Origin of the sequence: Levilactobacillus sp. (genome assembly GCF_022646225.1) — a bacterium.
Taxonomy (GTDB): Bacteria; Bacillota; Bacilli; order Lactobacillales; family Lactobacillaceae; genus Levilactobacillus; species Levilactobacillus suantsaiihabitans.
The window spans coordinates 126,375-146,215 of the sequence record NZ_JALCJA010000002.1; the positions used below are offsets into that span (position 1 = coordinate 126,375).

Annotated in this window: 15 protein-coding genes; 12 read left to right on the forward strand and 3 right to left on the reverse strand. The window is 52.8% G+C overall.

Annotation, left to right across the window (positions count from 1 at the left end; genetic code table 11):
- The first annotated feature begins 259 nt into the window (after positions 1-259).
- The 6 genes from LKH74_RS03380 (at position 260) to LKH74_RS03405 (ending at position 6,584) form a co-directional block, all read left to right on the forward strand.
- Positions 260-580, forward strand: coding sequence for a nucleotide pyrophosphohydrolase (locus LKH74_RS03380; protein ID WP_287788163.1), 321 nt, complete (start codon positions 260-262; stop codon positions 578-580).
- 10 nt (positions 581-590) lie between these two features.
- Positions 591-2,327: a DUF2075 domain-containing protein gene (locus LKH74_RS03385; RefSeq protein ID WP_287788164.1), complete on the forward strand. Its 1,737-nt coding sequence runs from the start codon at positions 591-593 to the stop codon at positions 2,325-2,327.
- A gap of 77 nt (positions 2,328-2,404) precedes the next feature.
- A complete protein-coding gene (locus LKH74_RS03390) occupies positions 2,405-3,721 on the forward strand; it encodes a replication-associated recombination protein A (RefSeq protein ID WP_287788167.1) in 1,317 nt (438 codons plus the stop codon).
- Between the two features lie 17 nt (positions 3,722-3,738).
- A complete protein-coding gene (arsC, locus tag LKH74_RS03395) occupies positions 3,739-4,167 on the forward strand; it encodes an arsenate reductase (thioredoxin) (protein ID WP_287788168.1) in 429 nt (142 codons plus the stop codon).
- Entirely contained in the window at positions 4,164-5,006 is an 843-nt protein-coding gene (locus tag LKH74_RS03400) for an aldo/keto reductase (RefSeq protein WP_287788171.1), read from the forward strand. The genes arsC and LKH74_RS03400 overlap by 4 nt, the downstream gene beginning before the upstream one ends.
- Positions 5,007-5,390: 384 nt before the next feature.
- Positions 5,391-6,584: an ROK family protein gene (locus LKH74_RS03405; RefSeq protein ID WP_287788173.1), complete on the forward strand. Its 1,194-nt coding sequence runs from the start codon at positions 5,391-5,393 to the stop codon at positions 6,582-6,584.
- 48 nt (positions 6,585-6,632) lie between these two features.
- Here the strand turns inward: LKH74_RS03405 and LKH74_RS03410 are convergent, their stop codons facing one another.
- Positions 6,633-8,990, reverse strand: coding sequence for a MucBP domain-containing protein (locus tag LKH74_RS03410; protein ID WP_287788175.1), 2,358 nt, complete (start codon positions 8,988-8,990; stop codon positions 6,633-6,635).
- 357 nt (positions 8,991-9,347) lie between these two features.
- Here LKH74_RS03410 and xylA point away from each other — a divergent pair, with 357 nt between their 5' ends.
- The 6 genes from xylA (at position 9,348) to LKH74_RS03440 (ending at position 17,978) form a co-directional block, all read left to right on the forward strand.
- Positions 9,348-10,697, forward strand: a complete 1,350-nt coding sequence (gene xylA / locus LKH74_RS03415) for a xylose isomerase (protein WP_135367131.1) — start codon at positions 9,348-9,350, stop codon at positions 10,695-10,697.
- A 129-nt stretch (positions 10,698-10,826) separates the two neighbouring features.
- Positions 10,827-12,335 (forward strand): xylulokinase, encoded by a 1,509-nt coding sequence (gene xylB, locus LKH74_RS03420; RefSeq protein ID WP_135367130.1) that lies wholly within the window; start codon positions 10,827-10,829, stop codon positions 12,333-12,335.
- A 606-nt stretch (positions 12,336-12,941) separates the two neighbouring features.
- Positions 12,942-14,315, forward strand: a complete 1,374-nt coding sequence (locus LKH74_RS03425) for a sugar porter family MFS transporter (protein ID WP_287788180.1) — start codon at positions 12,942-12,944, stop codon at positions 14,313-14,315.
- Positions 14,316-14,646: 331 nt separating this feature from the next.
- On the forward strand, positions 14,647-16,023 hold the full coding sequence (locus tag LKH74_RS03430; RefSeq protein WP_287788182.1) for a sugar porter family MFS transporter: 1,377 nt from the start codon (positions 14,647-14,649) through the stop codon (positions 16,021-16,023).
- A 257-nt stretch (positions 16,024-16,280) separates the two neighbouring features.
- Entirely contained in the window at positions 16,281-17,060 is a 780-nt protein-coding gene (locus LKH74_RS03435; RefSeq protein ID WP_125575470.1) for a (S)-acetoin forming diacetyl reductase, read from the forward strand.
- Between the two features lie 543 nt (positions 17,061-17,603).
- Positions 17,604-17,978 carry an iron chaperone gene (locus LKH74_RS03440; protein ID WP_287788184.1) on the forward strand — a complete coding sequence of 125 codons (375 nt, stop codon included), beginning with the start codon at positions 17,604-17,606 and terminating at the stop codon, positions 17,976-17,978.
- A 704-nt stretch (positions 17,979-18,682) separates the two neighbouring features.
- On the opposite strand, the gene LKH74_RS03445 is transcribed toward LKH74_RS03440, so the two are convergent.
- The gene (locus tag LKH74_RS03445; protein ID WP_167850120.1) at positions 18,683-19,198 is read right to left on the reverse strand and encodes a universal stress protein; all 516 of its coding nucleotides are present in this window, start codon (positions 19,196-19,198) and stop codon (positions 18,683-18,685) included.
- Positions 19,199-19,218: 20 nt separating this feature from the next.
- Positions 19,219-19,728: a YbhB/YbcL family Raf kinase inhibitor-like protein gene (locus LKH74_RS03450; RefSeq protein ID WP_135367126.1), complete on the reverse strand. Its 510-nt coding sequence runs from the start codon at positions 19,726-19,728 to the stop codon at positions 19,219-19,221.
- Between the last annotated feature and the right edge of the window lie 113 nt (positions 19,729-19,841).

Sequence of the window (19,841 nt, forward strand, 5' to 3'; positions counted from 1 at the left end):
TGAACCCCCTCCAAAGTGAATTTGATTGATGAGATTAGCATAGCTTTTTTAAGTACGCCAGGTCAACGAGATAGCTTGCCCACGGTCAGATTTCGAGGGGATGGCTTGGAAATTTGACCGGGGTGGTGGAAATGACTTGTCAGGGGGGTGGTTGGGTTGAATAATGGGAAGCTGAACGCAAAGCAAAAGCTATTCTCAAACCGATCCCGCCAATGGTATAATTTGACCAACTAATCAAACTGACAGGGGGACGCGCAACATGGCTGATTTAGACTATTCGCAGGTGATTCAGGAATTACGGGACTTTCGGCATCAACGGGGTTGGGAAAAGTACCATACGTTACCGGCCTTGGCCCGAGCGTTGTCAGTGGAAGTAGCAGAGGTCAACGAGTTATTTCTCTGGCAAGATAGTCGACAGACTTTCAGCGACCAGCAAATCGCTGACCTGAAGCTGGAGCTAGGGGATGTCCTGACCTACGCGTATTACATGTGTGACCAGCTCGGCGTCACGCCCAACGAGTTAGTCCAACAGAAACACGAGATCAACGTGCATCGCCATTGGAAATTTGACCAAGACTAGGGGTGGCAGTATGGCAAAGGTGGAAAGACCTGAAGTTCAAAAAGTTGATTTTGACGGACAGGTATCGACTGAGATTAAAAAGAAGGTCTCGGGTCAGCGGGTCGAACTGTTGTTGGAATACCCGACAGTCTACATCGTTTACGACAAGCAAAAAGCACACGACTATCAAGTTTACGTGGGGGAGACCAACGACATTGTGCAGCGGACTTGGCAACATCTGGAAATCGACCCAGCGACGCGTCAGGATTGGAAATATCTAGCGGAAAGTCCGAATTCGCAGCTAGTCGTCATCGGCCATCCGCATTTCAATAAATCACTGACCATGGATATCGAAAATAGCATGATGCTGTACATGTCAGGGGTGCCCAGCGTTAAACGCCTAAATAATCGGCGAGAAAACCAGCAAAATAAGTACTACACTGCCAACGAAAAGAACGCCATCTTCTCGGTAATTTGGCGGAAACTGCATGATTACGACGCCGACTTATTTCCGATTGAAGCCATCGTCCGGGATTCGGCACTGTTCAAAGCCTCGCCGTTTCATAGCCTGACGCGCGAACAAGACCATGCGCGTGAAAAAATCCTGCGCAAGATTCAGGCGGCCTTCAAAGCAACGCAGGGCCACCAGCTGATTTTGGTGGAAGGCGAGGCGGGGTCCGGCAAGACGGTCCTGCTGAGTTCGCTGTTCTATCAGCTCTGGCAGCTGGGGCAAGACCAGAATTACACGGCTTATCATGCCGCACAAAATTACCTACTGGTCAATCACGATGAGCAGGTCAAGGTTTACCAAAACATCGCGGAGAAACTTGGTATCCCGGTCACCCACGTCAGCAAGCCCACGACCTTCATCAATGATCCTAAAAATACCCAAGTCGATGTGGTCTTAGTCGACGAGGCACATCTCTTGTGGACACAAGGTAAGCAATCTTATCGTGGTAAGAATCAGTGGGACGACATTTTGTCGCGAGCTAAGGTGGTCGTGGCGGTCTTTGACAAGCGCCAGATTCTCAGTCGAGAAGGCTATATTTCGGCCGACCAGGTGCAGCAATTGGAGCGTCGCGCGGACCAGCAGGGCGGTCTTATCACCCTCAAACATCAATTACGCATGAACGCCAATCAGGCGACGCAGGACTGGTTGATCCATTTTGTACAAGATGGCGTCGTGGGTCCCGTGCCCGCGGACGAGAACTATGATTTGCAGGTGTTCACGGATCCCGTAGCCATGTATGACGCCATTCGAACCAAGGCTCAGGACCAAACGCACGGCCTGTCACGGATGCTGGCGACCTTTGATTGGCCGTACTCATCTACGAATAAGCAGATCGATTACGTGACGGTCGGTAAGTTGAAATTGCCGTGGAACAAACAACTCAAAGCGCCCAAGGGTCAGCCGCGGTGGACCAAGCATTTGGCCTGGGCGGAACAGGAACAGACGCTGGGCGAAGTCGGGTCAACGTTTACGATTCAAGGATTCGACCTGAACTACAGTGGCGTCATCATTGGGCCATCCGTGAAGTATCGCGACGGCCACGTGGTATTTGATCCGAGTGCCAGTCAAAATAGCAAAGTGACTAAGAAACGTACGGTGCAGGATGCCAACGGCCAGCAGCAAAAAATCTCCGTGGCCGACCAACTCTTGCCCCATGAGTTGAACGTCTTACTCACGCGGGGCGTCAATGGCTTGTATATTTATGCCGTCGATGAAGCTTTGCAGGCCGCGTTACTGGCTGCTCAGGCACAACGCTAGCTGTTACGCCCCAGCTTTAATAACTATCGGATTCCCCAAAAACAAGGTATCATGGACCTAAAAGGGAAGTGTTTCACGTGGAACAAGAGTCGCTATTTGCGAATAATCAGAACACGCCGCTGGCGAGTCGGGTGCGGCCGCGGACGCTGGACCAGTTCGTGGGGCAGACGCACTTGTTGGGGACCGGGAAGATTCTGCGGGAACTGATTGAAAATGACCAAGTCTCGTCGATGATCTTCTGGGGGCCGCCGGGTGTTGGCAAGACCACGTTGGCCGAGATCATTGCCCGGCAGACGCAGGCCAATTTTCTCAGTTTCAGTGCCGTTGATAGCAGCATCAGTAAGATCAAGAAGATCATGCACCAGGCCGAAAGCGACCGGGAGATCGGCGAGCAGACCATCGTCTTCGTCGACGAGATCCACCGCTTCAACAAGGCCCAACAGGACGCCTTTTTGCCGTACGTTGAGCGGGGGAGCATCATCCTAATAGGCGCCACGACCGAGAATCCGTCCTTTGAGGTCAATTCGGCGCTGTTGTCTCGCTGCAAGGTGTTCGTGCTCAAAGCCTTAGAGACCAGCGACATCGAGCAGCTATTGACCAACGCCCTCAACAATCCGGACGGGTTCGACGTCACCGTGAAGATTGGTGGCGACGAACTGCGGGCGATTGCGGAGTTTGCCAATGGAGATGCGCGCAACGCCTTGAACACGCTGGAAATGGCCGTGTTGAACGGGCAGAAGTCCGGCCAACAGGTCACCGTGACCATGGATGACTTAAAACAGCTGATTACGCAGAAATTCGTCCTCTACGACAAGACCGGCGAGGAACACTACAACATCATTTCCGCGCTACACAAGTCGATGCGCAACTCCGACGTGGACGCGGCCATTTACTGGCTGTCGCGGATGCTGGAAGGCGGCGAAGATCCACTGTACATTGCGCGGCGCCTGGTCCGCTTTGCCAGCGAAGACATTGGTCTGGCCGACACCAACGCGCTCAACGTGGCCGTCAACGTGTTTCAGGCCTGTCAATTTCTAGGGATGCCGGAGTGCGACGTTCATTTGACCGAGGCCGTAGCCTACCTATCGCTGGCGCCCAAGTCTAACGCCATTTACAAGGCGCGGCTGGCCGCCAAGAAGGACGTCAAGGAGACCCGCGACGAGCCGGTACCGCTACAGATTCGCAATGCGCCGACCAAGCTGATGAAGAACCTGGACTACGGTAAGGGCTACCAGTACGCCCACGATACCCAGGACAAATTGACCAACATGCAGACGATGCCGGACGATTTGCAGGGCCACGTGTACTACGAACCGACCGAACAGGGGCGTGAGGGTCGCTTCAAGGAACGGCTGGCCTATATCAAACGCTGGCATCAAGAACATCAAAGTTAAATAAAGGAGTGATCATCATGTCGCAACAACTTTACTTTCTGTGTACGGGCAATGCCTGTCGCAGCCAAATGGCAGAAGGCTTCGCTCGAGCGCTGGCACCCAGTGATTGGGTGATTGCCAGTGCGGGGGTGGAAACGCACGGATTAGATCCGCGGGCGGTCCAAGTCATGGCCGAGGTGGGCATCGACATTTCCCAACACACCTCGAAATTAATTGATCGCGCCTACCTGGACAGCAGCGACGTGGTAGTCACGCTGTGTGGGGATGCGCGCGATAAATGCCCCATGACGCCGCCCACCGTGGAGCGGCGTCACTGGCCGCTGGCCGATCCGGCGCAGGCGACCGGCGATGAGGCCGCGGTGTTGACCACTTTCCGGCAGGTCCGTGACGATATCCAGACCCGGGTGACGCACCTGCTTCGCGAATTGGGGGCGGCACCGCAATGACCGTGACCTTAAACAACGGCGTCACCATGCCCCAACTGGGTCTAGGCGTCTTTCAGGTCTGGGATTTGGCCGAAACGCAGGCCACCGTGGAGACCGCGCTGCAGCTGGGATACCGGCTGATCGACACGGCTGCGGCCTATCACAATGAGACCGCAGTCGGGGCCGCCATTCAAGCCAGCGGCGTGCCGCGCGAAGACCTCTTCGTGACCTCTAAGCTGTGGGTGCAGGACATGACGTACGACGGCGCACAGCGCGGCTTTCAAGATTCACTCGACAAGTTGGGGTTAGACTACCTGGACCTATACCTGATCCACCAGCCCATCGGCGACGTCTATGGCGCCTGGCGCGCCTTAGAGGAACTTTACGCGGCCGGAAAAATTCGGGCCATCGGCGTGTCCAATTTCACCCCGGCGTTGTTGGCGGCGTTTACCCACTTCAATCACGTGGTACCCGCGGTCAACCAGATTCCCATCAACGTCTTTCGCCAACAAACCGCCGCGGTCAGCTACCTGCAAGCCCACCAGATGCAACCGGAGGCCTGGGGACCGTTCGCGGAGGGACAAAACGGGTTGTTCACCAATCCGGTCTTGCAAAGGATTGGTCGCAAGTATGGCAAAACACCCGCGCAAATTGCCTTGCGTTGGCTCCTGCAGCGGGGCATCGTGGTGATTCCCAAGTCCACGCACGCCGACCGTCTGCAAGAAAACCTGGCCGTCAGAGACTTCGAGCTACTGCCGACCGACATGGTGGCCATTACGGCACTGGAAATGCACCAGGTGCCAGTGCAAACGGCCGCCGATGTGGACCGGATCTTACAGATTAAGGTGCATGATGATTAAGTGAATAGTTGTGGGGCCTGGGATGGGATAAACCTTCCTGGGCTCTTCGTTTTCCCTTCACATAGCCGAAACGTGCGCCAACAGGCAACTGGTTCCGCTTAACACTGCTAGGCAAATAATCCAGAACCGGGATTATCCGCCTAGCACCGTTAATGCTCGCCAGTTAACCGCCTGTTGGCGCACTCTTTTTCTGAGAAATTACCCAAAAACTGTTGAATTTTACGTTTCAGTAGGTGATACTGGAGTTGGTTGGTTCACTAAACCAGAGTAAGCGAAATGTTACCGCTTGCAAAACAGGCTAACGCTAGCTTGTTTTAAAAATCGGTTAGTTGGTTTAGTTAAACGTCCAACCAAATTAATCGTCTGACCTGAGGAGGGGACCACATGGTTCGTCGCAGTATGAATCGTAACGAGTTGCATGACCAGAATTTGAGCCTGGTGCTGCAACAAATTTTTAATAACCATCCCACCTCGCGGATCGCGATTTCTCACCAGTTAAACTTGAACAAGTCCACGATCTCATCACTGTACAACACCCTGATGGCCGCCGGTTACTTGACAGAGTTGGGGTTAGGTGAGGCGTCGACCGCGGGGGGCCGCAAGCCCACGTTGGTGGAAATCAACCGGGATTACGGGTTCACGTTAACGTTTGACCTGGGGTACCGGCATTTGCACGCGCTGGCAACCTTTTTGGACGGGCACGTCTGGAAATATGACCGCATCGAAACCAAAGGGCAGTCGATCCACGAGATGTTGGCCCAGATCAAGGCCTACATCGCCCAGCGTCAGCAAGAAGACCAGACCAGCCACGGCCTGTTGGGCATCTGCTTTTCCATTCACGGCATCGTGTTCAACAATCAGGTCCAAACGTCGCCATTCATCGATATGGACGGCATCGACCTGGAACAGACCTTTAGTGCGGCTTATCACGTTCCGGTGGTTTTGGAAAACGAAGCCAATCTGGCTGCCGTATACGAACGCGACTTCAACGGCGCGCGCGACCTCAATAGCACCGTGACCGTCAGCATTCACCGCGGGATTGGGGCCGGGATCATCTTACGGCGTGACCTGTTTCGTGGTGAACACGGCGATGCCGGCGAAATCGGCCAGACCGTCGTCAGCATTGCCATGGACGGCGCCGGCAACGCCCACCCGGTCCACGCCGAAGACATCAGTTCCGAAGATGCCATCATTCAGCAGATTGAAGACAAGAAGGGGCTGACCAACCTCGACCGCGCCGGCTTAGTCCAGCTGTATCAAGACCGCGACGTGGACACGGTGGTGGTCTTACGCCAATTCACCACGGCCATCGGCGGGCTGATCTACAACCTGATGCGCTCGCTCGATCCGGACGCCTTCTTCTTGAACTCACCTTTAGTAGAAGAAATTCCCGACCTGTTGACGCAGATTCGGGAGGTCTACCACAGTCTGGCGCAAAATGACCTGTCCATCGACGTGACGCAAAACGCCCGCCTGGCAACGTTATTGGGTGGCTGCTCGCTGATCACGCACCGGGTCTTACACCTGGATCATTATGAATTGAATTTTGAACGGCCGACTGCCGATGAAACTGACTAACAAAAAAATCCGACTCTCCGTTTGGGGGAGCCGGATTTTTTAATGGGCTTAGTGTTGCTTACGTTTCAGACCAAAGCCAATCAGCGTGCCCACCAGCAGGGCCAGGCCAATGAGTGGCGAGCGGGTCTGGTCGTTGGTTTGCGGCAGGGTAGTCTTGGCGGTGGATTGGGTGGGTGCCGGAGAAGTCGTCCCAGCAGGCGCGGTGCTGGTGGTCGTCACCTGGGCCGGCTGACCAGTGGTGGTCGTTAAATCGGCGATGGTAGCGCCTTGCCCGGCATGGCTGACGAGGGTGGCGACGTCAGCCACTTGCGGATTGACCTGCGCAGCCTGTTGCCCGGTCGTGGTGCCAGTGTCAGAGGTGGCGTTATCATCAGAGCTATCAGTAGTCGGCGCTGGCGTCGTTGGCTGGTCTGGGTCATCCAGCTGGTGGTAAACGTAGGTGACGACGACATCGGCCGTGCCCAAGGTTCCGCTAGCGTTGGCTGGCGTAGCGGTGAGCGTGTAGTTAGGAAGCGCTAAAGCCGCCGTGGTGTAGTGGTCGCCCGCTTGACCGGTTTGAATCTGGTCGGCGTGTAGTGACTGACCGTTTTGATCCACGTAATGCGTCGTCACGGTAACGGTCGTGGTTGGCGTCACAACCGGTGGCGTAACCGGGGTGACCGGCTTGGTGGCGTCCTTGGTTAAGTACAGGGAAATCGTCTGCGGCTCGGTGGTGTAAGCACCAGTCAGGTCGCCGCCGTCCACGTGGTCGTAGGTGTAGCCGGTAAGACTGGTGGTTTCCGCTGTTAGGTCGTAGGTGTCGCTGGTTAGTTTGCCAGTGATGACCTGGTCGGCTTGAATGGGGGTGCCGTCGATGTTGAGGTACTTGACGGTGAGGTCGCCGGCGGTTTGCAAATTGTCATAAGGGATGAATATTTTGAAGAAGGCATTCTGTGTTTTAGTGCTATTACTTGCAAGCGTGTATCTGAGAGATAAATCAGCCCGTAAATAGAATTTGTGATCCTGCTTAATAATTGCAACGGCAGGGAGGGTGTTGATTTCATAGTCATCGTTAGCATCTTTCCAGTCGTTTTCAGAGACTGTTCCGAAAGGTTCTTGCGAAAAAATGTCAGAGAATTGAATATTTCCGTTATCAAGTAATTGATAGTTAGCCATGGTTGTGCCAGATTGAAGGAATAGAACATTTCCAGTTAGACGGTTATTGTCATGAATTGTACTATTTTTCAGTTCAAGCAATTTGTCATAACTAGGATCTTGTTCGAACGTTTTGGTGAATTTCCCAACAAAATTTTGAGGGAGCTTAAGTGGTTGTGGCATAGTGAGTGTTGGATGTTGCGGATCAATGAATTGTGTGTCATTGGTCATGACGAGTTGGTCGTTAATCAGTAAGCTAGAAAATTGGGATGCGTCTAGCATTGAGAAATTTAAAATATTGTTGTTTTTTAAGTCCAATGTCTTTAGTTTCTTCAAGTTAGCTAATGGCGAAATGTCTGATATGCGGTTGTTGGCGAGTATGAGGGTTTGTAGATTAGTTAAGCCGGATAGAGCATCCAAGGAGGTGACATCCCCCCAGTGTGAACGGTTTCCTTCTGATAGGCCTACGTAGTCAACGCTTGGATCAAACGATAAATCCAAATAAGTCAGATTAGTCGCTAACTCTAACCCCGTAAGGTCAAAAGAGCTAGTGCCATCAACAAAGACATTGGGACTGTACTGCACGTGGGTAGCTTCAAGGCGGGTCAGACTGGTGATGTCTTCCTTAGTTAGGCTAGCAACATCCTTATGCAATTGGTTAGCGACCATTTGCTGCAGCGTCTTATTCGGCATCCAAGTATCAATCGACGCATCGCTAGCGGTAACGGGTGCAGCTTCTGGTACCGCAGCGGGTGTGGCGACGGGAGCTGGTGTAGTCGGCGCTGGCGTGGCGGGATTCTGTGGTGTCGGCGCCGCCATCTTAGCCAATCTGCCGGGATGCCTGGTCGGTGTCACCGGCGCAGTGGGTTCCGCAGTATGACCATCGTTGTCGACCGGGTCTTGATTTTGCGGATCATCCGTGGGTGCTGGCGATGTTGGGTCGTCGGGAACCGTATCCGGCGTAGTATCCGCGGCCGTGGGCGTCGTGTCGGGTTGTTGGTCATCAGGGGCGACATCGTCAGAGTTTGCAGCGCCTGGCAATGAAGCATCAGCCTTCGACGTATCGGTCACTGAACCGTCAGCTGGTGTCGGCTGTTTTTCCGCCATAACTTGTCCAGCCGGGTCGTCGGAAGTAGTCGGGGCAGTGTCCGCCGAAGCGGTAACGCCCCCAAAGCCCACTAGCAGACCGACCGAAACGATTCCGGCGAAAACCCAGGATTTACCACTCTTGTACATCTTATAATGCAGCGATTCGTTGTGCCCCTTAAACATGACGATTCCCCCTCAAATGGTTGATTAGCGATTGCTCAGTTTCTTAGTGTTGGGTGATAACTTGAAGTCTTACTCACGACGTATATTGTCATCAAGGTCTATTATAGCCGCCTGCTAGGCTAAAATCTATAAGATACGCAATAAAGTTAATAACCATAATTGTACGGTTATACTGTGAAACAACCATCACGTTGGTTGACCCTGATGATTAATCACCTGAAAGAACCGACAAATCAACGGCTCTGTAAAATTTCCCAACATTTTTAAAGAAAACGCTTGCAAAAACAGAAAAACCTTGTATACTGATATTTGTAAGTTGGTTGTCGCAACGAACTAACTAGGAGGGTATTATAAATTATGACTGAAGAATACTGGAAAGGCGTCGACAAGATTCAATACGTCGGCCATCAAGATAAAAAATCAGGTTTAGGTTTTCAATACTACAATCCAGAAGAAGTAATTGCTGGTAAAAAGATGAAGGACTGGTTACGGTTTGCCGTCGCTTACTGGCACACCTTCGATCAACGGTTGGTTGACCCCTTCGGTGATGGGACTGCGCAACGGCCATATGACAAGTACACGGATCCAATGGACCAAGCCTTAGCCAAGGTTGATGCTGCCTTTGAATTCTACAACAAATTAGGCGTTGACTACTTGTGCTTCCACGACCGCGACTTGGCACCAGAAGGCGACACGTTACGGGAAACCAACGCGAACCTCGACAAGGTGGTCGACAAGATTGTTGAAAACCAAAAGACTTCTGGCATGAAGGTGCTGTGGAACACGTCTAACATGTTCACCAACCCCCGTTTCGTTGAAGGGGCCGGCACTTCACCATACGCTGACATTTACGCTTACAGTGCTGCTCAACTCAAGCACAGCTTGGAAATTGGGAAGCGCGTTGGCTCTGAAAACTATGTCTTCTGGGGTGGCCGTGAAGGTTACGAATCACTCTGGAACACCAACATGAAGCAAGAACAAGAACACGCCGCTAAGTTGTTCCACATGGCCAAGGACTACGCCAACGAAATCGGCTTCGACGCTCAAATGCTGCTCGAACCAAAGCCTAAGGAACCAACGACGCACCAATACGACTTTGATGCTGCTACTACGATTGCCTTCATGAAGGAATACGACTTGGACAAAGACTTCAAGTTGAACTTGGAAGGTAACCACGCTAACTTGGCTGGCCACACTTACCAACACGAAATTCGCGTGGCCCGTGAAGCCGGCTTACTGGGTTCATTGGATGCCAACCAAGGCGACAAGCTGATTGGCTGGGACATCGACGAATACCCATCTAACTTATACGAAACCACGGCTGCAATGTACGAAGTCGTTGAAAACGGCAGCATTGGCCCTCGTGGTGGGTTGAACTTTGACGCCAAGCCACGTCGTTCCTCATTTGCCCCAGAAGACCTCTTCTTAGGCCACATCGTAGGGATGGATAGCTTCGCCGCTGGTTTGCGGGTTGCCGCAGCCATGAAGGCTGATGGGTTCTTAGATAACCTGAAGGCCGACCGTTACAGCTCATACCAGTCTGGTATCGGTGCCGACATCGAAAGCGGTAAGGCTGACTTGAAGTCACTGGAAGCCTACGCCATCGACAAGCCACAATCTGAATTGATCGCCGCAACGCATTCCGATCACTTGGAAGAAGTTAAGGACACGATCAACCATTACATCATCGAAACCCTTAGCAAGTAATCGTTTCGTGACGCGAAATAACTGACCAGCAAATGGCGGACGAACGGTGGGTTCGTCCGCCAATTTGCGTGGCCGTGAAACCGTGATTTACGGTAAACTAGAACAGAGAACATCTAGGAGGAATGACTGATGGGGAAGTACGTACTGGGCGTCGACCTGGGCACGAGTGCCGTGAAGGTGTCCGCCCTCGACCACAGCGGGCAGATTGTGGCCCAAGAAAGTTTTGACTACGATTTGATCCAAAAACAACCGGGCTACAATGAACAGAACCCAGAAGACTGGGTCTCCGGCACGACCGTCGCCATCGTGCGGCTGATCTTAAACGACCATCTGGCCGCCGAAGACATCGAGGGGCTGAGCTATTCCGGGCAAATGCACGGGTTGGTCTTGTTGGACGCCAACAAGAAGGTCTTGCGGCCGGCTATTTTGTGGAACGATACCCGAAGCACGCCGCAACGCGAAGAAATCGAGGCCAAGCTGGGCGACGAATTTATCGACATCACCCGCAACCAACCGCTGGAAGGCTTCACGCTGACCAAGCTGTTGTGGGTCAAGGAAAATGAACCCGACATCTGGGCTCAGGCCAAGTATTTCGTCTTGCCGAAAGACTACGTGCGTTACCGGATGACCGGCAACCTGGCCATGGACTACTCCGATGCTACCGGGACGGTCTTACTGGACGTCGCCAAGGGTGAATGGAGCGAAAAAATCTGTGACGCCTTCGACATTCCGTTGTCGATGTGCCCACCGCTGATCAAGTCGGTGGACTTCGCTGGGACGGTCACGGACGCTTACGCCGAATTCTCCGGTTTGACGCCCGCCACCAAGGTCTTTGGTGGCGCGGCTGATAACGCTGCGGGTGCCGTGGGAGCGGGTATTTTACAGCCCAACATGGTACTGTCCAGCATCGGGACGTCCGGTGTGGTTTTGAAATACGAAGACAACGCTGACGTCAATTATCACGGTGTTCTACAGTTCGAGGACCACGCGATTCCCGACAAGTTCTACTCCATGGGCGTTACGCTAGCGGCCGGCTATTCGCTGAGCTGGTTCAAGAAGACCTTCGCGCCTAGCGAGGACTTCACGGCCTTCGTGGCCAGCGCCGCCAACTCCACGGTCGGCGCCAACGGCCTGCTGTACACGCCGTACATCGTGGGCGAACGGGCACCGTATGCGGACGCCGACATCCGGGGGAGCTTTACCGGTGTCGATGGCACCCATCAACGCTACGACTTCGTGCGGGCCGTGCTGGAAGGCATCAGCTTCTCGTTCAGAGACCTCTTTGACATTTATGAGGAAAACGGCGCGGACTTTGACACCGTCGTTTCCATCGGTGGTGGGGCCAAGAGCCCGCTGTGGCTACAAATTCAGGCCGACATCTTTAACCGTAAAGTGGTCAGCCTGACCAACGAACAGGGACCAGGCATGGGTGCCGCCATGATTGCGGCCACCGGTCTGGGCTGGTTCGACTCGCTGCAGGACTGCGCCAAGACCTTCGTGCACTTCGGCAAGGCCTACGAACCAAACCCCGAGAACGTGAAGAAATACGCGAAAATGCACGCCATTTACAAGCAGGTCTACCAACAGACCAAGGGCATCAGTGCCCAGCTGTTAGCTTACCGGAAGGCGGAACTTTAGCCAGCCGGTCAACGTTGATTGGCAATGTTTTTGAAATACCTGAACTGACAACGGCGTCAGTTTGGGTATTTTGCGTGGGCGCAACTAGTGATATTTGAAAATAAAGGTAGTGCATTGATCGTCGTAATGACGGTGTTCTGTCCACTCAAGTTGGTAAAACCAGGCGCCTGCGTCAGCCAGGGTTCACCTGCTCTGGGGAACACCTCCAGCCTGCGAAAGGGTCTTCCGGCTCGCTTGGGAGCCTGGCAAAACCGGCCATGTAGGCTGAGAAAAAGCCTCAGCCAACACTGCCGACCCAGATGGGGCTATCCCTGGTTGATTCCGGCAAGGTTGATGTCTTTCAGCCTTTAGTAAGGTAAAACGATAAAGCTCGGTGCGCTCAGGAGTGCCGGTGAGTCGGGGCCTTTCAGAAACTAGACAAATTAACAAAAAAGTTCTATTTTTAAAGAAAACGCTTTCAAAATAATGACAATCGTGCTATCCTACTCTCAGGGTTGGTTTATCTGGCCAACCAACGTGAACAAAACCAACTTACACATTCAGCTATACTTCCACATATTTTGTCACACGTGAATTCTGGCGAAAGCCACATAAGGAGCGAGATCTATGCGAAAAGTTTCGACCGGATTTGTTTATTTCTTTGGGGCACTAGGGGGCCTACTCTTCGGTTACGATACCGGGGTCATCTCTGGCGCCATTTTGTTTATTCAAAAGCAGATGCACCTGGGTTCCTGGCAACAGGGCTGGGTCGTGAGTGCCGTGTTGCTCGGCGCGATTCTGGGGGCTGCCATCATTGGGCCATCGTCTGACCGGTATGGTCGGCGCAAATTGTTATTGTTATCTGCCATTATTTTCTTCGTCGGGGCCGTGGGGTCCGGGCTGGCACCGGAATTTTGGACGCTGATCATCTCACGGGTCGTCTTAGGGATGGCCGTGGGAGCCGCGTCAGCGCTGATCCCGACGTATTTAGCCGAGTTATCGCCCGCTGATAAACGGGGGACGGTCTCCAGTCTGTTCCAGCTGATGGTCATGACCGGGATCCTGTTGGCGTACGTGACCAACTATGCTTGGGCCGGCTTCTACACCGGCTGGCGCTGGATGCTCGGGTTCGCCGCGATTCCAGCCGCGCTGTTGTTCTTGGGTGGGTTGATTTTGCCCGAAAGTCCGCGGTTCCTGGTCAAGACCGGTCACGCCGACCAAGCGCGCGCCGTGTTAGACACCATGAACAAGCACGACACGGCGGCCGTTGAGACCGAATTGGCGCAAATCAAGGAACAGGCGCAAATGAAAAATGGCGGCTGGTCTGAATTATTTGGCAAGATGGTGCGGCCATCCCTGATCATTGGGATCGGGCTAGCCATTTTCCAACAGGTCATGGGTTGTAACACCGTGTTGTACTACGCCCCAACCATCTTCACCGACGTGGGCTTTGGCGTGAACGCCGCCTTATTGGCTCACATCGGGATCGGGGTGTTCAACGTGATCGTGACGGCGATTGCCGTGGCCATCATGGATAAGATCGACCGTAAGAAGATGTTGAATATCGGTGCCGTGGGGATGGGGATTTCTCTGTTCGTCATGAGCATTGGGATGAAATTCTCCGGTGGGTCGCAGGCCGCGGCTATCATTTCCGTGATTGCCCTGACCATCTACATTGCCTTCTTCTCCGCCACCTGGGGTCCCGTGATGTGGGTCATGATTGGGGAAGTCTTCCCATTGAACATTCGGGGCTTGGGCAACTCGTTTGCCAGTGTCATCAACTGGTCAGCCAACATGATCGTGTCCTTGACGTTCCCAACCCTGTTGAACTTCTTCGGGACCGGGAGCCTGTTCATCGGCTACGGTGTGCTGTGCTTTGCCTCCATCTGGTTCGTGCAAAAGAAGGTCTTCGAAACGCGGAACCGTTCGTTAGAAGACATCGAAGCCACGCTCCGGGCCAAGGCCGGCGAAACGGCTCAGGACTTGAGTACGGTGAAATAAGCATCAAATTAGTTAAGGTCGCTCCGGTGAGGGCGGCCTTTTCTAATAGACAAAATCCCGTTTGTGACGAAAACTGCAAGCCTGCTTTAGAAAACGCTTTCAAATGGCAGCTAAAAGTGTTAAAATAATTGTCATGGTTGGTTGCGACAATCAACCAACTGAAAGTACCAACTTACACTTATTCACATACACAGTGTGGACTGCCGAACTACCGAAGTCAAAAGCGTTCCTCTAGGTGGGGAACGACTCTTCTCATTCCTTAGCTGACGCCCACTCAGCCGGTTTCTGAATTTTAAAGTCTACGGCGCAGACCGTATAAGGAGCGAGAGTTATGCGAAAAGTTTCAACCGGATTTGTCTATTTCTTTGGCGCCCTCGGCGGCTTATTGTTTGGGTATGACACAGGGGTCATCTCAGGGGCCATCCTGTTCATCCAACGCCAAATGCACCTGGGGTCTTGGCAACAAGGCTGGGTCGTGAGTGCCGTGTTGCTCGGGGCCATTTTAGGGGCCGCTATCATTGGGCCATCGTCTGACCGGTTTGGTCGGCGTAAATTATTACTGTTATCTGCCATTATTTTCTTCGTGGGGGCCTTGGGGTCCGCGTTTTCACCGGAATTTTGGACGTTGATCATCTCCCGGATCATTTTGGGGATGGCCGTCGGGGCCGCTTCGGCCTTGATTCCGACGTACCTGGCCGAACTGGCGCCTGCCGATAAGCGGGGGACGGTCTCCAGCCTGTTCCAGTTGATGGTCATGACCGGTATTTTACTGGCCTACATCACCAACTACAGCTTCTCCGGGATGTACACCGGCTGGCGCTGGATGCTCGGGTTTGCCGCGATTCCAGCTGCCATGTTGTTCTTGGGCGGGCTGATCTTACCGGAAAGTCCCCGGTTCTTAGTCAAGTCGGGCCACATGGACCAGGCGCGGGCCGTACTGGAAACCATGAACAAGCACGATGAACAGGCGGTCAATCAAGAAGTTGCCGCGATTCAGGAATCTGCCAAAATCGTGAGCGGTGGCTGGTCCGAATTATTCGGTAAAATGGTGCGGCCATCCTTGATCATCGGGATTGGCTTAGCCATCTTCCAACAGGTCATGGGGTGCAACACGGTGCTTTACTATGCACCAACCATTTTCACCGACGTGGGCTTTGGTGTGAGTGCTGCTTTGCTGGCCCACATCGGTATCGGGATCTTTAACGTGATCGTCACGGCGGTAGCGGTGGCCATCATGGACAAGATCGACCGGAAAAAGATGTTGAACATTGGTGCTATCGGGATGGGGATCTCCTTGTTCGTCATGAGCTTTGGGATGAAATTCTCTGGCGGTTCCCAAACGGCAGCCATCATTTCCGTGATTGCCCTGACCGTCTACATCGCCTTCTTCTCCGCAACTTGGGGCCCCGTGATGTGGGTCATGATCGGGGAAGTCTTCCCGTTGAACATTCGGGGGTTAGGAAACTCCTTTGCCAGTGTCATCAACTGGACGGCGAACATGATCGTTTCCCTGACGTTCCCATCCTTGCTGGACTTCTTCGGAACTGGGAGCCTGTTCATCGGTTACGGTGTGCTGTGCTTCCTCTCCATCTGGTTCGTGCAAAAGAAGGTTTTCGAAACCCGGAACCGGTCATTGGAAGACATCGAAGCTACCTTACGGGAAAAGGCGGGGACCGAAGCCGCTTCTTCCTTGAGTACGATGAAGTAAGTTATTAATTGAAGATTTTTTCAGAAAAGGCTATCCGGAAAAGGGTGGTCTTTTTAGTGAGCAAACCACCATTTTCGCAAATGATTAAGGGGTCATAAACCTAATAGGCTGTAGTGTTGTCGCGGCCGGGGACCCAATCTTGTGATAAATGAACATTTTTTCACAAAATATGGGGTAATCGCTTTCTTTTTCATAATTTTTCCGTTATGATAGACACGTACCTGGAAATTTACTTATTCTGAAGGAGTGAATGGCACATGGCATCAAATGGAAAAGTAGCAATGGTTACTGGCGGCGGACAAGGAATTGGTGAAGCCATTTCCAAGCGCTTAGCTAGCGATGGATTCGCAGTTGCAATTGCTGATTTGAACTTAGATAATGCCAACAAGGTGGTTTCTGCTATCGAAGCTGATGGTGGGAAAGCCATTGCAGTCAAGACGGATGTCTCTGACCGCGACAGTGTCTTTGCGGCAGTTAACGAAGCTGCAGACAAGCTCGGCGGATTTGACGTAATCGTCAACAACGCCGGCCTTGGCCCAACTACCCCAATTGACACAATCACCCAAGAACAATTCGACACGGTTTACCACGTTAACGTTGGTGGTGTACTGTGGGGGATTCAAGCTGCTCACGCCAAATTCAAGGAACTCGGCCACGGTGGGAAGATCATTTCTGCAACTTCTCAAGCCGGGGTTGTCGGGAACCCGAACTTGGCACTCTACAGTGGGACTAAGTTTGCCATTCGGGGGGTTACGCAAGTTGCTGCCCGTGACTTAGCCGCTGAAGGTATCACGGTTAACGCCTATGCACCAGGAATCGTTAAGACGCCAATGATGTTTGACATTGCCCACAAGGTTGGTCAAAACGCTGGTAAGGACGACGAATGGGGTATGCAAACCTTTGCTAAGGACATCACCTTAGGCCGTCTGTCAGAACCAGAAGACGTCGCTAACGGGGTTGCCTTCTTAGCAGGCCCAGATTCAAATTACATCACCGGCCAAACGCTTGAAGTTGATGGCGGGATGCAATTCCACTAAACCTTAAACAATAATCATAGATTGATTGGTAGGTCGCCGCTCAGAGATGGGTGGCGATTTTTTTGCGTTCGCGCTATTAAAAAGATAAGCTGCCGAGAACCGAATTTAGAAATCGTGGGTAAACAAAAGCGCGTAGAAGCGGAGGGTAAGGACGTTTCTGCGTGCTCTTGGCACTACTTAGATTGGAGTTCTTGGACGGCGGCAGCTAGACTGGGACTGCCAAAGCCGACCAGGAGAAGGGACAACAAAACTAGGTTACTGAGATTGGGTGTGTTGCGTTGAGACATTGACGAGACCTCCTTAGGTTTCATCTTTGTCATTGTAGCAAGCGCGTTTATCAGTTTCGTATGGGTTACGTATCATTGTTGTAAAGGTCTGAAAAACCGCTGGAAAATGGTGCCCGTCATAAATACCAACGAAATTGCGCGCTGATTTGTCACCCCCATTTGCCAGTCTTTAGAAAATTTTAAGCGAGCGACGAACCGGCTCATTCAGGGGGTTCATGGTACAATGGGGGTAACGACATGAGCATGGGGTGATAAGATGATTACGGAATTCGAAAACTACTTGGCAAAAATTGATGACCCAGACCAGCAAATGCGCGTGCGGACGGTGCTGAACTGGGTCCAAGAGACCTTTCCGCAGCTCGAACAGCGCTACGCCTGGAACCAGCCGATGTTCACGGATCACGGCACCTTCATCATTGGCTTCAGCGTGGCCAAACCTCACATGGCCTTTGCCCCCGAAGGTCCGGCCATGGAACAGTTTGCCGATCAGATCGCGGCGAATAAATATAATCCGGGTAAGATGTACGCCCGCATCAAGTGGACCCAAGAAGTGGACTACGAGCTATTGCGGCAGATTATTGCCTTTAACATCGCTGACAAGGCTGACGTGACCACGTTTTGGCGGAAATAACGGCAATTTAAAGCGAGATTGTGACAGCCTCACAGTGAAAAGCCGCCGCCTTACCGTTCGCCAAATATGGGTTGGAACGCTGGGGCGGGTCGAGCCAAAAGCCGGTCTCGACACCTCGCTTTGAGCCGAAAAACACGTCTCAAAGTGGCCTCATAGCCGAAACGTGCGCCAACAGGCAACTGGTTCCGCTTAACACTGCTAGGCAAATAATCCAGGACCAGGATTATCCGCCTAGCACCGTTAATGCTCGCCAGTTAACCGCCTGTCGTCACACTCTTGTTAAGCGGCTGAACCCATATTTGGCGAACTCTCGGCTACGGTGGTGCATGCCAGTAACAATCGTCTTAACCCCAGGTAGTAGCTACACTGACAGCTATCATTAACACAGTGTTACTGATAGGCATCACTTTGCCGGAGGCAGCCAGGGATGGCCCCATCTGGGTCGGCGGTGTTGGCTGAGGTTTTGTCTCAGCCTACAGCGCGGGACGACTTGAGAGACTGACGGGCTTTGCCAGGCTTTCAAGCGAACTGGAAGACTGCTCCTCAGTCCGGAGGTGTTCCCCAGAGCTGGCCCCACCCTGGCTGACGCAAGCTCCTGGTTTCACCAATTTTAAGTGGTCAGCTCAATCTAGCAGAAGTATCATTAAACCAAAAGCATGGGACCCGCCATTTTCGGCAGGTCCCATGCTTTTTAAGCGACACAATTAAAAGAACTTCGGTTGATCCTTGTTTTCTGCGGCCATCTGACTGGCGTCGATTTGCTTGCCGTCTTCGTCAGTCCGGACCACGTAAACGTCGACGGCCGCCATCCGGCTAACGTAGGCCGTGACGGAGCCTTCTACCATTCGGGCCACGGCGCTCATCCCGGTGGCGCCCAGTACGATCAGATCGTTTTGGTGGTCGCGCACGAATTCGTGGGAAATGACAGTCTTGGGATTGCCGAACCGCACGTGAATGGCCATGTCCTTGAAGCCGGTGGCCGCCCGGGTCGTTTGGACCAGCGAGTCGAGGTATGACGTCGCATCTTGGGCCAAGTCATGGATCACACCGCCGGGCATCGAGCCGCTGACGTAAAAGCCGTAATGGTTGATGCGCAAGACATTCAGTAGGTCAACGTGGGCGTCATTTTGTTGCGCCACCGCGACCGCCTTTTTTAACGCTAATTCCGCTTGAACGGAGCCGTCCACGGGAACTAGGATGTTTGCATAGTTCTTTTCCATAATTAGCCTTCTTTTTTAGTTTAGACGCGACCACGCAGCGTAATCGTTGCGGTGTCTAAGACGTGACCGCTGATCTGATGCAGCAGGTCGTTGAGCCAAAAGCCGTCCTCTAAGTCGAGTTTGGTATTCAATGCGTAAACGGTCAGGCTGTAGTCGTGATCGGCGTTGGGTGGGAAGGGTCCCGTGTAATTTTGAAAGACCGCGGGATCCGTGTTGCCAATCAAGGAACCGGCATTACTGTTGCGGCCGTGAACGTGAGGAATGGCGTTGGTTCGTGATACGTCCGCGGTGATTTCGCGCGTGGTGCCCGGGAAATTGGCTGCTACCCAGTGGATCCACGGGAACCCGCTTACCGGCACGGCGTCAAAATCGATGAGGTTCAGCGCAATCGTCTGCGTTTTCTTGGGAATCTTCGACAGGCTAATGGGAAACGACTTCACGGGTTGGCCCGCATAAACGTCGTCGCCAGTCGCGTGTTTACTGTATTCGTCGGCCAAGTAGCCGTTGTCGGTTGGCACAAAAATTCTCATAAAATCCCTCCTATGATCAGTCCTTAACATTATTATACCGCAGGCGACCCCCATTCTGCGAATATTCATTAATAATGTATAAAAATACGTGTAAAATAGATATTCCTCATAAA

Bases quoted from the DNA above. Each gene is read 5' to 3' on its own strand.
- LKH74_RS03380 (WP_287788163.1), top strand. From the start codon at position 260: ATGGCTGATTTAGACTATTCGCAGGTGATTCAGGAATTACGGGACTTT.
- LKH74_RS03385 (WP_287788164.1), top strand. From the start codon at position 591: ATGGCAAAGGTGGAAAGACCTGAAGTTCAAAAAGTTGATTTTGACGGA.
- arsC (WP_287788168.1), top strand. From the start codon at position 3,739: ATGTCGCAACAACTTTACTTTCTGTGTACGGGCAATGCCTGTCGCAGC.
- LKH74_RS03400 (WP_287788171.1), top strand. From the start codon at position 4,164: ATGACCGTGACCTTAAACAACGGCGTCACCATGCCCCAACTGGGTCTA.
- LKH74_RS03405 (WP_287788173.1), top strand. From the start codon at position 5,391: ATGGTTCGTCGCAGTATGAATCGTAACGAGTTGCATGACCAGAATTTG.
- LKH74_RS03410 (WP_287788175.1), bottom strand. From the start codon at position 8,990: ATGTTTAAGGGGCACAACGAATCGCTGCATTATAAGATGTACAAGAGT.
- xylA (WP_135367131.1), top strand. From the start codon at position 9,348: ATGACTGAAGAATACTGGAAAGGCGTCGACAAGATTCAATACGTCGGC.
- xylB (WP_135367130.1), top strand. From the start codon at position 10,827: ATGGGGAAGTACGTACTGGGCGTCGACCTGGGCACGAGTGCCGTGAAG.
- LKH74_RS03425 (WP_287788180.1), top strand. From the start codon at position 12,942: ATGCGAAAAGTTTCGACCGGATTTGTTTATTTCTTTGGGGCACTAGGG.
- LKH74_RS03430 (WP_287788182.1), top strand. From the start codon at position 14,647: ATGCGAAAAGTTTCAACCGGATTTGTCTATTTCTTTGGCGCCCTCGGC.
- LKH74_RS03435 (WP_125575470.1), top strand. From the start codon at position 16,281: ATGGCATCAAATGGAAAAGTAGCAATGGTTACTGGCGGCGGACAAGGA.
- LKH74_RS03440 (WP_287788184.1), top strand. From the start codon at position 17,604: ATGATTACGGAATTCGAAAACTACTTGGCAAAAATTGATGACCCAGAC.
- LKH74_RS03445 (WP_167850120.1), bottom strand. From the start codon at position 19,198: ATGGAAAAGAACTATGCAAACATCCTAGTTCCCGTGGACGGCTCCGTT.
- LKH74_RS03450 (WP_135367126.1), bottom strand. From the start codon at position 19,728: ATGAGAATTTTTGTGCCAACCGACAACGGCTACTTGGCCGACGAATAC.